14 protein-coding genes and 1 other RNA gene are annotated in these 19,349 nt (G+C 46.5%); 2 read left to right on the forward strand and 13 right to left on the reverse strand.

Annotated elements, in window-relative coordinates; genetic code table 11:
• Positions 1-83: 83 nt before the first annotated feature.
• The 4 genes from lepA to rnpB all read right to left on the reverse strand — a co-directional run bounded on the left by lepA (position 84) and on the right by rnpB (position 6,623).
• Positions 84-1,904: a translation elongation factor 4 gene (gene lepA / locus VJ579_03660; protein HXK38137.1), complete on the reverse strand. Its 1,821-nt coding sequence runs from the start codon at positions 1,902-1,904 to the stop codon at positions 84-86.
• 234 nt (positions 1,905-2,138) lie between these two features.
• On the reverse strand, positions 2,139-3,815 hold the full coding sequence (locus VJ579_03665; protein HXK38138.1) for a lipid II flippase MurJ: 1,677 nt from the start codon (positions 3,813-3,815) through the stop codon (positions 2,139-2,141).
• Positions 3,796-6,198, reverse strand: coding sequence for a hypothetical protein (locus VJ579_03670; GenBank protein ID HXK38139.1), 2,403 nt, complete (start codon positions 6,196-6,198; stop codon positions 3,796-3,798). The genes VJ579_03665 and VJ579_03670 overlap by 20 nt, the downstream gene beginning before the upstream one ends.
• A gap of 87 nt (positions 6,199-6,285) precedes the next feature.
• Positions 6,286-6,623, reverse strand: an RNA gene (rnpB, locus tag VJ579_03675) — RNase P RNA component class A.
• A gap of 140 nt (positions 6,624-6,763) precedes the next feature.
• Between rnpB and VJ579_03680 the strand changes: the two genes are divergently transcribed.
• Positions 6,764-7,093 (forward strand): hypothetical protein, encoded by a 330-nt coding sequence (locus tag VJ579_03680; protein HXK38140.1) that lies wholly within the window; start codon positions 6,764-6,766, stop codon positions 7,091-7,093.
• Positions 7,094-7,138: 45 nt separating this feature from the next.
• On the opposite strand, the gene VJ579_03685 is transcribed toward VJ579_03680, so the two are convergent.
• The 8 genes from VJ579_03685 to gatB form a co-directional block, all read right to left on the reverse strand.
• Complete coding sequence (locus VJ579_03685; protein HXK38141.1) at positions 7,139-7,597, reverse strand: DUF192 domain-containing protein; 459 nt, start codon at positions 7,595-7,597, stop codon at positions 7,139-7,141.
• A 490-nt stretch (positions 7,598-8,087) separates the two neighbouring features.
• Positions 8,088-8,486, reverse strand: coding sequence for a response regulator (locus VJ579_03690; protein ID HXK38142.1), 399 nt, complete (start codon positions 8,484-8,486; stop codon positions 8,088-8,090).
• Between the two features lie 66 nt (positions 8,487-8,552).
• Positions 8,553-10,061, reverse strand: coding sequence for a PAS domain-containing sensor histidine kinase (locus tag VJ579_03695; GenBank protein ID HXK38143.1), 1,509 nt, complete (start codon positions 10,059-10,061; stop codon positions 8,553-8,555).
• Positions 10,062-10,080: 19 nt separating this feature from the next.
• On the reverse strand, positions 10,081-12,468 hold the full coding sequence (locus tag VJ579_03700) for an ATP-binding protein (protein HXK38144.1): 2,388 nt from the start codon (positions 12,466-12,468) through the stop codon (positions 10,081-10,083).
• A 214-nt stretch (positions 12,469-12,682) separates the two neighbouring features.
• Positions 12,683-13,723, reverse strand: a complete 1,041-nt coding sequence (locus tag VJ579_03705) for a glyceraldehyde 3-phosphate dehydrogenase NAD-binding domain-containing protein (GenBank protein HXK38145.1) — start codon at positions 13,721-13,723, stop codon at positions 12,683-12,685.
• Positions 13,724-13,748: 25 nt separating this feature from the next.
• Entirely contained in the window at positions 13,749-14,783 is a 1,035-nt protein-coding gene (locus VJ579_03710) for an ABC transporter substrate-binding protein (protein ID HXK38146.1), read from the reverse strand.
• A 63-nt stretch (positions 14,784-14,846) separates the two neighbouring features.
• Positions 14,847-16,793 carry a hypothetical protein gene (locus VJ579_03715; protein HXK38147.1) on the reverse strand — a complete coding sequence of 649 codons (1,947 nt, stop codon included), beginning with the start codon at positions 16,791-16,793 and terminating at the stop codon, positions 14,847-14,849.
• A gap of 112 nt (positions 16,794-16,905) precedes the next feature.
• A complete protein-coding gene (gatB, locus tag VJ579_03720; GenBank protein HXK38148.1) occupies positions 16,906-18,315 on the reverse strand; it encodes an Asp-tRNA(Asn)/Glu-tRNA(Gln) amidotransferase subunit GatB in 1,410 nt (469 codons plus the stop codon).
• Between the two features lie 88 nt (positions 18,316-18,403).
• On the opposite strand from gatB, the gene VJ579_03725 reads away from it, so the two are divergent.
• Positions 18,404-18,817: a hypothetical protein gene (locus tag VJ579_03725; protein ID HXK38149.1), complete on the forward strand. Its 414-nt coding sequence runs from the start codon at positions 18,404-18,406 to the stop codon at positions 18,815-18,817.
• Positions 18,818-18,839: 22 nt separating this feature from the next.
• Here VJ579_03725 and VJ579_03730 read toward each other — a convergent pair whose 3' ends face one another.
• Positions 18,840-19,274, reverse strand: coding sequence for a hypothetical protein (locus tag VJ579_03730; protein HXK38150.1), 435 nt, complete (start codon positions 19,272-19,274; stop codon positions 18,840-18,842).
• Positions 19,275-19,349 lie beyond the last annotated feature (75 nt).

Genomic DNA, 19,349 nt, shown 5'->3' on the forward strand with positions numbered 1-19,349 from the left:
GAATTTTAGCGAGCCGTATGCGGTATACGGTGAGCGAATCGCATGCTGAAGCATGGCAAGATGCGCAAAAATATGAAGTCTAATTAATCCATGTCGGAGCGAATCATTTTGACAAACACGTCTGGCGGGATATGAACGTTTGCTGATTCCTGCATCTTCTTCTTTCCCTTCTTCTGCTTCTCCAAAAGCTTCATCTTTCGGGTGATGTCACCTCCATAGAGATAACCTGTCACATCCTTACGGAATGCAGAGAGCTCCTTCGATGAAACGATGCGTCCCATCGCACGTGCCTGAATCTTGATCTTAATCTGCTGGCGAGGAAGCACCTTGAAGAGCTTTTCCACTGCAGCATCTGCATCATCCTGCATACGACGACGTGAGACAACACGTGCAAAGGCGGGTACCGGGTCTCCCCCGACGAGCAAGTCCATGCGCACCACATCAGCGTCACGCATTCCCGCAATATCATACGAGAGCGATGCATAACCCGAGGACACCGACTTCAAACGATCGAAGAATCCACGCATAAGCTCACGTAGTGGCATCACAAACTTTATCTGGAAACGATTGTCTCCAAAAATATCAGAATCCCCTGTTTCTGCTTCGTGCTCGAAGAGGAGCTGCGAAACGGGACCGACATAGTCAGGTGGTGTAATAATCGAACCATCAATCCAGGGCTCACGTACCTTCTCGATATCCGCATCATCAGGAAAGAGCGCAGCAGAGTACACAATCAGTGGCTCTTCCTTTTTGCGCATCTTCACCTCATAGGTAATCGACGGCGTCGTCACCACAAGTGCGAGCTGGTGCTCACGGCGCAGACGCTCAGTCACAATTTCCAGGTGAAGCATACCTAGACAACCACAACGGAATCCGCGACCAAGCGTACCCGATGCCTCTTCTTCATAGGTAAGCGCAGAATCTGAGAGCTGCAAGCGCTGCAATGCCTGACGGAGGACATCGAGGTCATCCTGGCTTTCAGGAAATACCGAGGCCCAAACAACCGGTCGAGGCTTTGCGTAACCCGCAAGCGCAGGAAGTGCTTGCTTCGTCAGCGTCACTGTATCACCAACACCCGCGACACCTGGTCGCTTGATGCCGGTCACGATATAGCCAATCTCTCCTGCATGAATTTCATCTGCGGGTGTTTGTGCGGGAAGGAAATGCCCAACTTCGATACCGAAGAACTTCTCCTTCGCTGCAATGAATGAAAGCTCAGCACCCTTTGTAATCTTTCCATCAAGTACACGCACAAAGAGAATGACACCGCGGTGGTTTGAGTATGCGAAGTCGAAGATAAGTGCACGCGCACCAGGCTTTCCGTGGAATTCCTCAGTTGGAGGTGGGACACGATCGACAATGGCATCGAGGAGCTCCTGTACGCCAGCACCCGTCTTCCCCGAGACAGTCATGATCGATGAAGGATCACAATCAAGAAGCTGCACGACTTCGTCAGTCACCTCAGCTACATCAGCGAGTGGGGAATCTATCTTTGAGAGCACAGGAATGATCGTGAGTCCTTGCTCACGCGCCATCGCAAGCACCGAGAGTGTCTGTGCCTGCACACCCTGTGTCGCGTCGACAAGCAAAATACAGCCCTCGACAGCTTTTTGTGCGCGAGAGACTTCATAGGAGAAATCGATATGCCCCGGTGTGTCGATGAGGTTCAAGATATAGTCCTCACCTCCCTTCTTATAGTGCATGCGCACCGGTGTCATCTTGATGGTGATGCCGCGCTCACGCTCCAGATCCATCGAATCGAGCACCTGTGCCTGCATCTCACGAGCACTCACGGTACGCGTGATTTCAAGCATGCGATCAGAAAGCGTCGACTTACCGTGGTCGATGTGGGCGATAATACTGAAATTGCGGATATGCGACTTGGTCATACGTAATGAGGGCATACTAGCATAAAATGCGGGAATGGGGTATGGGGAATAGGGTATGGGGAAAATTCATAAATAAAATTCGAGCACCTTCAGTGCTCAAATTTTGAATGTATTTTGAATTTTCCTATACCCTATTCCCTTTTTCCTATTTACCCGTGAGCGACTCAGTGAAACTGAGGCGTGAGTTGAAGTGCGTGGCGGAGGCCACTCCTTATCGGACAAGACCGCCTGGCCCGCGATGCGGCGGTCTTACTGAATCACCGTCTCCGTTTCAGTAACGATTGGCTTTTGCTTCCAGAACTTCTTATGTACTGCATCCCTAGTCTCCTTATACTCGGTATTATCAAGAATAGTAAAGAAGAACATTCCAACAATAACTGCAAGACCTCCGCTAATAAGACCCTGACCCAAAATACCGAGCAGTGTCTTTTGATCGATGTAGGTCACCGAAAACTGGAGCATGTAATATGCAACAGCACCCATGATCACTGCGACAGAGAAACTCTGCACAAAAGCGCGACGTATGCCAAGCCACACGTGATTCACAATCTTATGCAGCGCAACCAGCAACAAACTGACATTAATAATCATGCCAAGGGAATACGCGAGCGGCAACATCAGGACACTTGTCCCCTGCAATCCGTCAACACGAAGGATTGTCTCAATGAAATATCGGAATATCGGAGAATATCCAAAGAATGCGGTGAGGCCATATGCAAAAGCAATAATAAGTGCTCCTGAAAATGCATTGATGGTGAGTGGTACCTTCGAGTTGCCCGCGGCATAGAATGCACGAGTGAACAGCGAGACGAGTGACTGTGCGGCAACAGAGATTACGAAGAGCGCAAGTGCTGCTGCAACAAGTCGTGTCGCACTCCAATCAAAACGACCCGTACCTAGGACCACACGGACTATTTGTGCACGAAGCACAACAAAAAGCGCAGTAACAGGGAGCGACCAAAAGATGATATGCCTTGCCGCACTTAAGAGATGCTCGCGGAAAAGATGATACTCCTCCTGGGCCCAGAATTTTGCAAATGTCGGAAATGCGGCAACAGAATAGCTGGAACCGATTATTGTGAACGTGATACTCTGCAGCGTCATGCCGAAAGTAAATATTGCTACACCACCCTCGACGTGTGACGCGATACCAATGATGGCAATAGTTGCAAGATGTGAGGACGTGAGAGCAATTGTTCGAGGTATTGAAGTAAGAAACACGCGCTTTACTTCTTTCATGTGCCCAAACAAAAATCCCGGAACAAGCTTTTCGCGCACAAGCACAGGGAGCATAATAAGATCCTGAAGCAAAGCCCCACAGACCACACCCCACGCAAGACCATAGATTCCAAAATATGGATAGAGAAATATGATTCCAAAAATGATACCAAGGTTATAGACTGCAGGACTTATCGCATAGACAAAGAAGCGCTGCAATGACTGCGTCAGCGCACCGTAAAGATTTGAAAGACCCTGAAAGATTGGCGAGAGTAAAAGGATGCGTGCAACATTGATATTCACCGCCTGTTCCGCTGGGCTAAAACCAGGAACAAGCCAGGGAACGATCTGTGGCATGAAGACAAATGCGACACCACAAATAATAACAAAAGCTGATATAAATGCAGTGAACATTGCACTCATAAATTTCTTCAGCTCACCATTTCCCTTTTTCGCATATTCTGCAATGAAGGGAATAAGTACGGTGATTGCTACCGCCGACCCCAGTGTGTCATAGAGAAAATCTGGCACTCGGAATGCAGAGTAATAGATATCGAGTTGTGTTCCTGCTCCGAAATGAGCAGCGAGTAGACGATCTCTAAAGAATCCAAGCAGTTGTGCAACGAGTGCCATCGAACCCAAAAGCAGCGCAGCCTCATGAAGACTGCCCCACTCTTTGTGCAATAGGTTAATTATTCTGCGTACCATATATGTTTTCCCCAAATGGGTCGCTCCCTTGTTCTATAGCACTAATGACCTGATTCAGCAACTCATGGCGAGAGTTCGATTGCTGCACGATTCGGAGCTGCTGCAGTGCAAAATCTTTCTCTCCCATCCTATAAGCAGAAGCCGCAAGATAGAAACGTGCATCTGCATGCTGCGCATTGGACCTCAGCGCTGCCGCAAACTGTTTTGCAGCTTCACCGAATGATGCTTCGTCATAGTAAAATTTTCCAAGCGCATATCTTGTCGAAGGATCATTTTGTTCTGACTCAACCGCACGAATCAATAGTGCCCTTACACCCTCGGAATCATTACTGCTCATGAGTATCTGCATGAGCGCAGCGAGCGATGGTTTATGACTCGGGCGAGTAGATAATGCCTTTCGAAACCAAGCCGTCGCGCCCTGCTGATCGCCATTTGCAAGCGCTGTACGCCCCGCATAATACATTACATCAGGTGAAGTGGGGTCGCGAAGCAGTGCCGCGCTATAGGCATCTGTTGCTGGGCCGTAAGCCGATACCACCCCCAGCGTCGCAAGTGCCTCATAAGATGCGCCCTTTTGCACATAATTTCTTGACTTTGTTGGGTTAAGGCGTACTGCCTCATCAGAGGATACGGTAGCAACTTGGATAAGTTCAAATGCGCGCTTCATAACCTCATCTTTAGAGGCAACGCTCAACCGCTTCGTCTTATCGAGTTCAAGCAGTGCAAGAACGGATATGTCTCGCGCATAGGCATCTGATGGAAACAACTGGTGCGCCTTGAAAATCTCAGATCGAGCGCCGACTACGTCTCCGTCAAGTGCCAAAAGCTGCCCCATTCGATAATGTCTGAATGCCATAATCTCACGAGCAAGCACGAATGTGATGATGATAATTCCGAGCAACTTAATGAATGCCATTGCAGTCAACATAATATTTGACCCCTTGTATGTTGCATTGATGACAACACTCTGAACTAAACCCGCAACACTAAGCGCTGCAAGATATCCACCAATTGAAATAAATAGCAAACCAAGAACACTTACTCCTGGTGTTCCAAAGACAACAAACAAAAGGAGAAAAGCTGAGATGGTATACAGGGTCACTACAATAAAACCCACTGAACGTGCTGCAGTAAGCGCTCGGCGTAAGTAGCGCGATGCAGCAAAAAAAGCTCCGAGAAAATACAGTAGCACTGCTGCACCCACCAACCCCGAAGTCACCACTAGTGTAGGGAAAAACCCAAAACCTTGATCGAATACCTTATCCCAAACTGGAGTAACATTGAACGCGGTATCCTTGTAGCGCAGGAAAGCATCAGCAAAACGATTCGGTCCTACCCCGAACACAGGAGAATCATTCAATGCCCGCCTTGCAATTGAAGCAGTTTCCCATAGAGAAAGGTGAGGCGAAGGAATGGGGTCAATACGAGTGAATTGCTGCATACGCTCCGTTACTGTCGCAGCACCAAGCGAAATATTCCCCGCTCCAAAAGAGAAGGCAAGTGCAAGAACGAAAACAATTATTGCAGTTCGCGGCACTCGAGTGAGTGCAATTAAATATGCGCCGAGCCAAGAACGTCGGTTATTTACCACTCGAAGCACGTGCGCGATATCACTCATAATTACAAAGAGCCACACAGAGAGTACAAGCGTGAGTACATACCACACCAAACTATAATTAACTGCAACCAGTAACGGGAATGGGAGGAACACTCCAATATAACCCCAAAATCGAAGCGACTTCTTTTCGCGATAAAAGTACAAGACGGAAAGTGCGATGATGATTAACACACCAAGTAAAATCGCAAAATCATGGTATGAGCCGGCCAGTGACTGTATACCCTTTACATACATTGAATTTGAGCCAGGTACAGCGTAAGACGCAAGAAGCAATATCGAACTTCCGGCTAGCGCAATAATCAATGATCGTAAACGCCAAACTGAGTTAAATACGATTCCGGAAATGCACAATGCAGCGAAAGAGAGTACGATCATCACTACGGTGCCGATTTCACCACCGATACCAAAGAATGATATTCGGGGAACGGGCGAAAACGCACCTGCGAGTACAAAGAATAGGAGTGCGATCCATGAAGCATAGAATATCGCACTCCTTGGAAAAGATAATGTCTGGTCCCTAAGATATGCTCCAATAAGCAATACAGCAGAAAGCAGTACAGTAAATTGGAAAAAGATTGCTTTACTAAATGAAAGACCAAAATTCGTGCCAGGCAATATAAACACCGGGAGAAGGAATGACAACATCAGAAATAGGACTGCGGCAACACGAACGTTGAATACACTTTTAGGGAAAATTGCTCCGAAGATACGTTGCGTAATACTTCGATCCCCCAAACTCCTTCTATCGTGTATCTGATTATTCATATGGAGATTTACGTCGCTTAAAGTATATGAATTATAACATATTCACTCATCCAATAATAAAAATGCCACGGAAACCGTGACATTTTTATTTCCACCCGATAAGCCGAATTCTGTACCGACCGAAGTCGGGGACAATCATTTTTCTCCGATGCTTGTTACCAAGCACCTCTAGCGGTACTCCACACTCTTGCGAGTGGGCACGACCTTGCACGGAAGTAAGGGTTTAGCCGTTTCACCCACGAGGTTACCCTCATGGCTCACCCCACCGAAATGGGGGCTTGAATTCTTTCGTCCTCAAGCGTCTCTGCTCGCACCTCGCGCATTACTGCGGACGGGAATTACCCGCTACCCTGCTGCACATATCTTTCGACATGGCCCGAGTTCGGACTTTCCTCCCCTTTTTCAAGGAGCGATTGTCTGGATGGCTTGCTCATTATTACACACAAAAAGCACATTGACAAGGTACAAAATAGAATGTATTATGCGCCCAGTCCTTTGAACCTTTCCTACAGGAGACTCCATGAGTCACGCCACAACCCTACACACGAATCCCTATACTGAGATCATGTCCGGCCTCCACTGGGGTGTCGGCGCTGGTGTCATCCTTGCAGCGTGCTTCGGCATGACGCAGGACGCACTCAGCAACATGGGAATCACCATCCAGATCCACAGCTATACCAGCATGATCGTGGGCCTAGGGTTCATGTTCGTCCTCAACTCCGCGCTCAGGGAGTTGCATGCGCTCTTCTCTTCGGTCGTCACAATCTCCTGTGCGGTCTTCTTCGCATTAGTGCAACACCAGTTCGCCGGTAAACCGCTCATCATTGTGAGCATCATCTCGTTAATCGTATTGCTCTATGTCGCCTGCCTTTCCGCTGAACGGCACTGGCACTAAACAACAGAAACACCAAAGCGCCTCCCCAAGAGGCGCTTTTCATTTTTATATACAATTAAATTGGATTTGATCACCAACATGCACAGGACTTCCAAGCTCTCCAACCGAAGCGATCTCGAGGACGCGAGATACCGGAGATGGAGAAGTAAATGTTCTCGGATAAGAATCGGGAGTTGCATGCGTCTCCACACCAACAACTCTCCAGCTCTTATCGATCCAAATGATATCTATCGGGAAATTCATATCCTTCATCCAAAATGCACGGACCGATGATGATGGGAAAAGAAAGAGCATACCTTCATCGAGCGGGAGCGCAGGTCTTCCTGACAGACCTTGTTCCCACTCTGCAGGATTCATTGCAAGGGTGACCGCATAGCGTAATGACCCTACTGCAGCAACACCTTTATTACTCACACAGACTGATGGAGTTTGATGTTTCGTAGCAAAAACTGCAATGAGCACCATCGCAACAAGTGGCCCCAGAAGTACGAGTAACTTCTTCATATTAGGAAAAGTATAGCACTTTTTAATGCAAATGTAGGGGTTAAGGGAATAAGGGGATAAGTAAATTCACAACCTAGATACAAAATTTTAGATAAATTTTACAGCAAACTCTCTATTATAAAACTCAAGAATTTGGATGAAGTTTGCCTTATTGGAGACAAGAGAACCTCTAAATTACTATGTTTTTGGCGAAGGATTTATGGATGCAGTTTGCCCTGCTGGAGCGAGGTGGCGAAGGTAGACGTATTCGATATACGGCGACTGAGCCACCGGAGCGAAGCAGGGCAAAATGCGCCGTAAAGACTCGCCAAAAATTTAAAAGGGAGAGCTAGCGCTCTCCCTTCCCACAGTTTCCACGATGTATTGGAACATGACTTGTTCCTTCCTCCATACTACGCCCTTACTCGGTTCTCGCAATTGTGGATAACGCACAATCACACACTTTGCATCTACTGTCGAACAATAGTAAGTAGCCTCCACGACAAATTGATTATGATGCTGGCGTGGTGGTCTTTTCAAGAACAGCACGCACGCGAAGCAAAACATCATCCATCGTCCATGCAGCCTTCACAAGAAAATCAAGTGCACCATTCTCCAGTGATTGTTGACTTGCACCCTCATCACTCAAGTTCGTCAATATAATCACGCGCGCAGTCTTTCCCCAATCATCAACGCGCATCTTTTTGAGCATCGTTAAACCATCCATTACTGGCATAATAATATCAAGCAAAATGAGATCGGGATGCTCATGCAGAGCCAAATTGAGACCCTCCTCACCATCACGCGCCTCACGAACTTCGAAACCAGAAGAAGACAGCTTTCTTGCAAGCGCCTTTCGCAAAGGTGTTTCATCTTCAACAATGAGCACTCGGGGTATTTGTTGTTCCATATATTTGAAGTTATGCGATAAGAGCAATTGCCCTATCAAAACCATTACTTAATATTATCATATGTATTATATGTTTTTGCAAGTGTAGGGCAACATGACAGTAAACTTCGTTCCCCCACCATCCACCTTACTGAAAGAAATTTTTCCCCCCGCCCGTTCAAGCAGCGAGCGAACTATCGAAAGGCCGAGCCCAGAACCACTAGAATCAACGTCACGTGCATTTGATGCTCGATAGAAGCGGGAGAATATCCTTCCGACCTCATTATCTGGAATTCCTATCCCATTATCTATCACCGTAAGATACATCGCCTCCTCGTCCGGATGTGACTCAACTGAAATCCTTATTGTGCCGCCATCCCCTGTATATTTCACTGCATTAGATATCAAATTCTGAACAACGACTTGCCCCAATTTGGGTTCACCAGAAATTAATGGAGATGAAAGATCATACGTCTTCTCTATGTGCTGATGCTTCGACTGTGCTAGTGCCATTGTGTCTCTGATCGCGATATCAGTAACCTGCACGAGATCGAACATTGTCCCATCTCCATGGAATGTACCAAGCTCAACCCTCGAAGCATTGAGCAGAGTATCAATGAGTTTTGACATACGAAGACTGCTTTCTTTGATTTGCGCTATATACTCCTTTTGGTCGACGCTAAGCTTTTCGAGCTCAAGTGGTGCAATGAGCAATTCGACATACCAGTTTATGATGGAGATCGGCGTTCTGAGTTGGTGCGAAGCAAGCGATACGAAGTCTGATTTTTCTCGCTCAACTTGCTTAATATCGGTGATATCGAGAAGTGTCGAAATTATATAGAGCAATTGACCATTTGTATCGAGAACGGGGACACTTGTCATGCGAAATGCCGCAAGACGCATGTCAGGATACCTGAAGAAAATATCACTCTTGGTCACAGGTACTTTTGTCTTTCTGACCAAGGCATACGGGAGCTCATCTTCAGAGTACGGGCTACCATTTTGATGTACAAATGACGTTTCTCCATTCTGTCTATTAATATTCTTACCAACGAATTGCGCAGCCAGCTCATTCATGCGCATTATCTCTGATGAGGGCTCGCGGAGCAGAAATACGCCTAGTGGTAAGTGATCAACAAGAAGCTTCAGAATTTCAGCATCATGACCAACTACAGCATACTGACTATGCAGTGTCTCAAGAAGAGTATCGTATGATGCACGAAGCCTTCCGATTGCGGTGGTGTATGCACTTACTACTATTCCTAGCTCATCAATAGGTATCTCATGTATACCAACATCCTGTTCACCACTCTGTGCTTTGAGCGCATCAATCTTATACTTTTCCAGCGGATCAAACAGCACGTACTGAAGATAACCAACCAACAGGAGTACTGAGAGCACGAATGACGCAACAACAATGGGCATTAGTACACTCGCGACAGATAACCCTGGAAATATCGCGAGTATCTTCGATACGTGAAGTGGAGACTCTCCGGTTATCTTTGCAGCATACACAACAATTGACCCAAAAAGAATGAGGCCCTGAAAGATCCCGATAATACCGCACGCCGCTAAAATTTTATTTCGGATAGTCATAATTTGCATTACTGAAACTCTATACCAGCAGCTTCACTTCGCCCTTTCTACTTTTCATTCCAGAGAGTGGAATAGTAAAAGTGAACACGGTCCCCTCTCCCTCAACACTCTCAAAGGAAAGCTTTCCCCCCATCTCTTCTACAAGTGATTTTGTCAGCGAGAGGCCTAGGCCTGTACCCGCAGGAACTTTTGTAAGCGCGTTTTCTGCACGATAGAACTTCTCGTACATGCGAGAGTACGCCGATTTAGGAATACCAATACCATGATCTTGGACAGAGAATACAAGCTGATCATCCTGCACACGCATCTTCACCTCGATGGTCGTATCATCAAAAGCATAACGCTGCGCATTTGTATAGAGATTCTGAATCACCTGCCATGGGTAGTCTTTATCGAGCGAGATATGTGGCAGAGGATCCGGCTCTGCAGTGACTGTAATCTTCTGTCGATGCTCAGCAAGTTGGACTTCTATTGTTTTTGCAACTGCGATTGCAATCTCTTTCATATCAACTGGCTCGGGTTCAACAGCGACCCTACCCGCTTCCACGCGTGCGATTTGAAGCAACATATTTACGAGACCAGTCATGCGCTCAACGCCCTCGCCAATGCGTTCAAGGAAGTGTCTTTGCTCATCATTCACGGGCCCCGCATCCCCATCTTCAAGCATCTCGGTGAACCATCGCATACTTGTCAGCGGTGTACGCAACTGATGTGATGCGGTAGAAATAAACCCAACTCGGGCCTCCTCAAGTGCTTTCTCCTCAGTAACATCCCGCAAGGTGAATATTGCTCCGCGGACTATTCCTCCGCTCATCGCATCAGTAATTGGAGCAATGACACCCGAAATCGGCATCTCAGCCCCATCACTCATACGCTTAAGATATAGAAATCGTATCGCGTGAAGCTTTCCCTCTGCGAAGATCGGCAGCATGAACTCATCACCAAGAGGATTTCGGTCATTAGAAAGAAGCTGGAAGTGCGAACGCATATCTTTTCCTCTTACCTCCTCACTCGTTCTTCCAAGCATACGTTCTGCTGTTTCATTAATGACGGTAATATGCCTCTCTGCATCAATGACTATAACTCCTTCGCCGATTGAAGATATGAGCAATGAATAAGTTAAGCGCTCTCTATCAGCACTACGCGCAAAACGCTGCACCTCCTCAAATGCGTCTTCGACTTGCTTGCTTTTCTCTCGCATCTTTTCTTCTGCATCTTCTGCGGCCTTTAGGGCCAATTCGGTCTGTTTCTTGCTCCTTCCGAGCTCATCGATGTTCTTTTCGAGCGCAGAGGTTTTCTCCCTCACGCGCTCCTCAAGGGATCCATAGAGTGATGAAAGTTTCGTAGACATCGTCTGAAATGCTCCCGCCAACTCCCCTATCTCATCCTTCGTGTTTACTTCAACCTGCTGCGCAAAATCTCCCTGGGCAATTTCTGTTGCTGCAGCCCTCAAACGCAAAACAGGTTGAACGACAGTCCGTGAAATGAGATAGACAAAGACAAGTGCCATCAAAAAGATAGCCACTGTCGCGACAATGACAATTTGCTGAATGCTCATCTCTGCCGCAGCGATATAGGTCGTTGCATCGCGGACACTTGCGAGTACCCAGTTATTTCCTTGATAATTTGGCACGCCTTTCTCCCTCGTAAGTGTCTTCATGTGGAGCGTGCCATCTATAGTGATAAGCTCAGCTGTCTCTGGTGCGACGAAATTACTTATTGCCCTCTTGTCAAATGCATCAGCACGATGCGGATCACCAAAACTTGCAATGAGTGCCCCGTCACTGCGAAATAAATCGACACCTGAATTATCACGACTCAATATGTCCTCTACGGATCTCCATGCTATGCGCCCAATAACATAACCATCGATATGTTCTTTCCCGCTTACAAATGAGCGAATCGCAATCACGTAGGACATAACAGTCTCACCCTTGTAAACATACGCATCACCATACGCCACTTGACTCGTACGTGACGCTTCCATGATTACCTTTTCCTCGTCGGTAATGTCAATCGAAGTACCGCCCTCACGCAACGACGCTGCACTTAATGTTTTTCCTGTCGGCCCCACAAGAAGAAGTGCGTTCCAAGGACCAGAGTAGACAAGTAAATTTGAGAGCCATTTATTAATGAGCTCTTCACCTTCTGAATTTTTTGTTGAAGGTGCAAGCGCAGAAGCGATCGCGGGATCTGTCGCGATAATCTGTAGTTGCGTCTGATACCCTGCAAGCAGTTCATCAACCTGGAAGATAAGGCTCGACATCTTATCAAGAATAAAACGCGATGCTCCTTGTTCAACCGATCGCCTCGTAAGCGAAAAACCGAGTACCAACATGGCACTGATCATTATTGTTGCAGTAAACAAGGAAAGTCCAAGAATCTTTTGAGAAAGACGTATCTTCACGTATGCTTATTATACTATACTCTACTATAGTTTGTATACGTGCATGAATACGTAAATTCAGGGAATATGGGGATGAGGGAATTAGGGAATGTAGACATTTATACACGCAACAAAGAAGGCGAGGAGCATTATCGAACTAAAAAATCACATGCCAGATGCATGTGATTTTTCCTCAAAATTCCCTTATCCCCTTATACCCTTATTCCCTGTATTTCTAGAGGTGTTTCCCCGCTAAACGTACATGGTGTATAAGCGTATTTGTATAACCAGCTTCATTATCATACCAAGCGAAAACTTTGACCAAGTCTCCATCGACGACACGGGTCATCGAGAGATCCGCAATCGAACCGTAAGGCTCTCCTACAATATCCGTAGATACGAGGGGCTCCGCAGTTACGGTGAAAATTCCTGCCCAGCGTGGATCCTCAGCAGCATCACGAAGTATCTGATTCACCTCTTCAACACTCGTCTTGCGCTTTGCAACAAAGGTCACATCGGCAATTGAACCAGCAACCACAGGAATGCGCAACGATATTCCTTGAAATTTTCCCTCAAGCTCCTTAATAACGTCAGTCACCGCGATAGAGGCGCCTGTCGACGCGGGTACAAGATTCATTGCGGCAGCACGCCCCTCACGGAAGTCATTTTTATTTGGGCTATCGATAAGTCGCTGCGATGCAGTATATGCATGAGTCGTATTTAATATCGCTTTCTCAACACCAATTGTTCTATTCAAAATATCAACAAGAGGAGATACTGCATTGGTCGTACAAGATGCGTTTGAGGTCACCTTTGCATGTTCGATATCCGCCTCATTAATCCCCATAAGTACAGTAGTGTGTTCTTTCCCCTCGCATTTTTTGAAAGGTGCCGTTAATACAACACGCTTCGCACCCGCAGCGAGGTGTACCTCCGCAGCACTGCATGCAACAAACATGCCCGTCGACTCAATAACAATATCAACATCAAACTCCTTCCAAGGAAGCTTTGCTGCATCACTCTCTTGCACTACGGCAACGGGAACCCCGTCCACAATAATCGAGGGTCGTTTCCCTTCACTTTCTGGCGTTGTAGTAACAACCGCATTGAGACGACCGTAGGTGCTGTCATACTTAAGTAGGTATGCAAGATTCTGAATATCACCAAGATCATTTACGGCAACCACCTCTATCTCAGGCATATCCTTAACCGCGCGGAAGAATGCTCTGCCAATACGTCCAAAACCATTAATTGCAACTCTAATACTTTTGTTCATATTATTCATATTAACACATAAAACTTTACGGTAAGCTTCTGATAGCATTTGGATAGATCAATCTGTCTGGATTAAGGCTTGGGATAGAGGTGTATTGGTTTGCAAATAAATTTATTAGCCTAATATTTCCGTAAATAGAACCAAGGCCCGAGTAAATATACATTGAACTTTTATTTGCATCCTTGTCGAGCATTTCAATCCCCCGCATCTGCTGCCGAAATTCACTCTCAGTAATATGAAACGTATTTCTTACAATTCTATATGCTTCATTTGGGTTAGTTTTCCAAAAATCATACGCTCTAAAATATGCGCGTGCAAACGCCTCAATTGCACTACCATACTCTTCCACATATGCTGCATTAAACGCAATGACATCAGTTATTACACCAGGACTTGCAGCGCTTGTATATTCTTCAGTTGCGCCAACATCTTTGGCCATAGAAACGTATGGCTCATAAGTGATGATATGGTCAACAAGACCCTTCTGGAGAAGCTCAACCGATGCCTCTTCTGATCCTGCATCAATGAACTCATAATCTTTCGGGGACATATTGAATGATCGCAAAGCCCACTCGACAAAGAAATCCGGTTTACCGATATATGCGATTTTTGATCCTTTTGAAATAGCAATCGGTCTTGCTCCTTTCCTTGTAAGCACTGCATCAGCTCCGAGAGAGCGATCAGTGATCAGCACAATATATGCGTGAATGCCATGATCACGCGCCTCATACACAATCTCTGAGGTCAATCCCGCACGGGCATTAATCTTCCCAGAGCGCACATCATCCACGAGATCATCCACACTCAAGTATGTATGCAGTTCGACATTGAGTCCTTCATCCTGAAAATATCCAAGCTTTTCCGCAAGTGGAACAATAAGAAAACCTGGCCACAATTCAAAACCAAAATTTATTGGAGGAGACTTTATCGAAGGGGTCGAAAAAAATATTCCTCCACGCATCCCAAAACATGTTGGAGAGAGTACAAAGCAACCATACGCACTACTCAAAGTGAGTGTGACAACAAAAGCGGTGAGGATTTTGATTCTCAAGTTATCCATTACTTTATTATAGTATAGTGTTATCGCAGGAATATGCAAACAAAAACGCGCAACATGCGCGTTTTATGCAGCCTCTAGCCCTGCCAAGAAAGATGCATCCCAAGAGTCCTTGATATCTGCAGAAACTTCCTTTAAAAGTTCTTCTCTGCTTTTATGCGGAATTTCTTCATACTTCTCCGCGATAGTTTCATCTCGCCTTGCTTGAGGTGCAAGCATTTCGTCCCAAGCATCCTCAGCAGGAGGAATTGCCGCCACCACTGAATCCACCACAGTACGAGGAGGAGGAGGAGGAGGAGGAGCAACATGTTTCTCTACGGGTACACGAAGCGGAGCTACTGGTTTCCCCACAACAGATACAAAAACTTTCTGCGACGATACGGGAGCACTTACTCTACTTTCGTCACCATTTGAGACTTCAATAGGTGCAACCGGTGTTCCTTCTTGCCCTTTCGGTTTACTATAGCGCGGATACGACGGATGCACTTCTGGATTGGTTGCAACCTGCACTGCAGTGCGTGAAAAATGACTCGTACGCATCCATGGCAACCATTCCGACGCGCGTGCATGTGGCTGCGTAAAGACTGCAGCAACCTGCGGATATGCAGCAGGAACCATTGTTGCAAACGGCACGACTCTCGGAGGGAGTGCGAGAGGATGCATTGAGGGTGTGAGTTGCGCTACTGCATAATGAGGCACTGCAACAATCGGTGTCACAACTTGCTGTTCTGCAATTACATCCTCAACTGATTCATTGAGAGGAGATGGCGTAACCTTACTCTGTACTGCTTCAGCCAATATACGATCAGAAATATCCCTTTCCACTTGCGGAGGAGTTGGGTCAATGACAACAACAGGTGATGTATTTTTTTGTATTTCTTGTATTGCCTCTTGTGTGTTTTCTTCTTCTCCCTTCACAGGAGTCCCCTCTTCTTCGGTAAGCTCCAAACCACCAGCGACCATCGATGTTTCGTCTGGTGTATACCAAGAAGCATCTGCTGCTGTGGAAACCTGCTCGACAGAGGGTGGAAACACCGAGGGGCGCTCATCTTCGACTTCCTCACGAACGACCGTGCCTACATCGATTGACTGCGCTACGGTTTGTATGAGGTTTTGATCAGGAGCAAGGATGATTTCCTCCGTCTCGGGCTGAACAAGTGCTTCTACAGCGGGCACCATAATCGCCTCAGATTCTGGGAGAGCGATAGACTCATCCTCATGTTGTGCAAGTGCATGTATCTCGGGTAGCGCGAGCCCTTCCTCTGGCTCTATTTGAATAGCATTATCTGCACGTACGGCGAGGTCATGCTCCGGCTCCACTATGACCTCCGCCCTTTGCGACACCTCAGGAAACTGAGCAAAAAATGGAGCAGGTAATATATCGACAGTCTCGGCAGGTGGCGCAGAAATAGGCTTCATTGAAAGTGGTGGCATCAATGGCGCATCATCAAAATGTGCAGTCACATCACTGCTTGTTTTTACTGGCCAGTGCATAGGAAGTGCCTTTGGAGCAGGCGAAGGTGGCACTTCGAGTTCGAGAGACATGGGGGCTGGCGGTACTGGAGTGTTGTTCACACTTTCCATGGGAGGAGGAGCTTCTTCCTCATCAGAAACAAGATTGAAAGAAAGTGCCCCCCTGCGTAGCGGAGCAGAGAGTGTGCTACTACCACTACTTATTCCTACGGGCTGATTCCCAACAAGGCCTACTGCAGGAGGTATCGTCTTCGTGAGCAGTTCCTCTCTGCTGAGTAATGGCACTGAGATCAGTTGTGGAGGAACATATGTGATGACTGCAGCGGGAGGCAAATTAATATTGAGTACCTTCAATAGTTCTCCAGCATGCGGGAATATAAGGCCATCCTTACCCCCAGCACAAGGCACATATCCGTCACGACAAAGCCGCTCGATGTATTCTGGCGAAAAATTCGTCAGCTGCGCAGCAACATCGAGAGTCACAAAAACATTTTCGGTTCCCTGCCCTACGAAAGAAGCACCGGCATCGCTTTCGGTCATGCAAATATTATAACATGAAGAAGGCGAGGAGGAATGCAAAATACAGGGAGTAAGGGAATGAGGGAATAATGAAATACAAAAAACACGACATTTATAGCGTCGTGCTTTTTGTTTAAGCGAGAAGCTTTGTGAATACTTCCCCAAGGAGCTTTGGATTACCGGCTCCCTTCATGGCTTTCATGCCCTGCCCAACGAAGAACATCAAGACTGAGGCCTTTCCTGCTTTGAACTCAGCAACTTGCACAGGGTTCGCTGCAATAATCTCACCAGCGATACGCTCAAGCTCACCAAGATCACTTTTTTGAATCAAACCATTCTTCTCTGCAATCTCACGAACATCTCCGCCTTCACGATAGATGATGAGGAGCGTATCCTTTGCACCACGAGAAGAAAGTTCATTCGCATTGATCATCCCCGCAAGATCGATAAAGGTCTTCGCATTAACCTTAAGAGGTAGTGCGGGTTCAGACTTAAGAAGACTTACAAGGTCACTCGAGATATAGTTCGACGCAAGACGAATGGAAGCAACATCATCACCGAGGGTCTTAGTTACTTCATCAAAGAGTGTGCCAAGCATTTCATCAGAAACATAAATCTCGGTGACTTTTGCGTCAATACCAAGCGCTAGAATGCGCTCCCTTTTCTGCCAAGGCAACTCGGGGAGAGGAGTTAATTTCTCATACTCCTTTCCAAAAACCTCTGTACAAACAAGCTTCGGAATATCCGGATCTGGGAAATACCTATAATCATTTGCTGACTCTTTCTTGCGCTGACTGAATGTCTTTCCAGTATTCTCATCCCAACCTCGTGTCTCTTGGATGATCTTCTCGCCTGCTTCGATTGCGGCCTCCTGACGAGCCATTTCATAGACAATCGCCGCACCAGCCGCACTGAAAGAGTTAATGTTCTTCACCTCAACCTTTGTACCAAAGGCATCCGTCTTCGAGATAGAAATATTCACCTCAACACGCATCTGCCCTTTATCCATATTTGCCTCAGACGCACCAAGTGTGCGTAATAGAAGTTGAAGCTCCTTGCCAAAACGCATAGCAGTTTCCGCATCATGGATAACTGGCTCTGTCACGAGCTCCATTAATGGAACACCTGCACGATTGTAATCGACAACGGAAAAATCGCCCATATCATGACGCGATGATCCAGTATCTTCCTCGAGATGAATACGAGTCAACGCAACACCAGCAAGACTACCACCCGAAACAAGCGGGTATTTATATTGTGTAATTTGGTATCCCTTTGGAATATCTGGATAGAAATAGTTTTTACGATCCCATTCAGTGAAATCCGCAAGCTGTGCACCCACTGCTTTTCCTACGCGGAGCACATGTTCAACTGCCTGAAGATTCACTACAGGAAGTGTCCCTGGCTGTGCAGTACAAACAGGGCAGATATTTGTATTTGGACGCTCTTCGTCAGGGTCGTTTTTACATGCGCAAAACATTTTCGCTTGCGTATTGAGCTCAGCATGAATCTCAAGACCAATTGTTGCTCGATAGTCAGACATGATTGGAGTATAGCATATGCCCCCTACTGTTCACAATTCCAAGAATATGTACTATACTATACATTAAGTTACGAAGAAATAACACACCATGGAATCCAAAAATGAACTGATACCTTGGAAGAGAACTCTTGATGGGCTCTATCACGCAACATTCCCAAAGCACATCTCCGTGGGAAATTTGGTGACCATGTGGGCGGAGATATTCAATGACTACTCGGAGCACTTTGCGGGAGCTGGCCCCCTACTTATCATCGTTGATGGGTCAAAGGTTGAACGCTATGAAGAGCAAGCAATATCAATATCAAACTTGCATGTCATTCCAGGGAATACAGAAGCACTGGTTGCAGTGCATAGCAGATCGCCTGCATACATACAACTCTCAAACAGTTTTTTTCGCACTCACCCACTACCTTCGAACGTGCGCTACTTCGACAACGAACAATCTGCGCGCAATTGGCTAGAGCAGACTCTCGATAAATACAACAAAAGTTTTCATGTATAAAAAGCCCCACAAGACGGGGCTTTTACACACGTGTCGATGCGAAGTAGTACTCTGGAGTCCACAGTGTACTCACAGGAAAAAGTCGAAGCGCAGGTTTCTCTTCCCAGGAAGTGAGACCAAACACATGCCGCGAAGGCCCAAGGTCAATCAACGAACCAAGTGCAATGACGGGAAGGAGTAACTGCACATCTGTGTGCTGTTCTCCAAATTCCAATAATTCGATCGCTTCAAGGGGTCTACGTAAACGTGCATGCATTGACCAGAGTATGCCATCCGAACTCGACAATTCCTTCGTTCCAAAAAGATCAACAGGGATGGTCTTGGTACCCGTCTCCTTTGTACGGATTTGACGTAAAACAATATCCGAAATGAAATTTATGTATGCATCATCGCGCAATATTTTCTCTATATCCCTATCGTAATCGACGATGACGGGATATGTTGCCCGAATAGACATGGGAACCTCCCCTCATCACTTCTCTTCGAATTGTATCACAACAAACTTTGTATTAAAAAACATGAAGCGAGGCTT

It is taken from the genome of Candidatus Paceibacterota bacterium, from assembly GCA_035583355.1.
Taxonomy (GTDB): Bacteria; Patescibacteriota; Minisyncoccia; order Phycocordibacterales; family UBA6899; genus JAJZQJ01.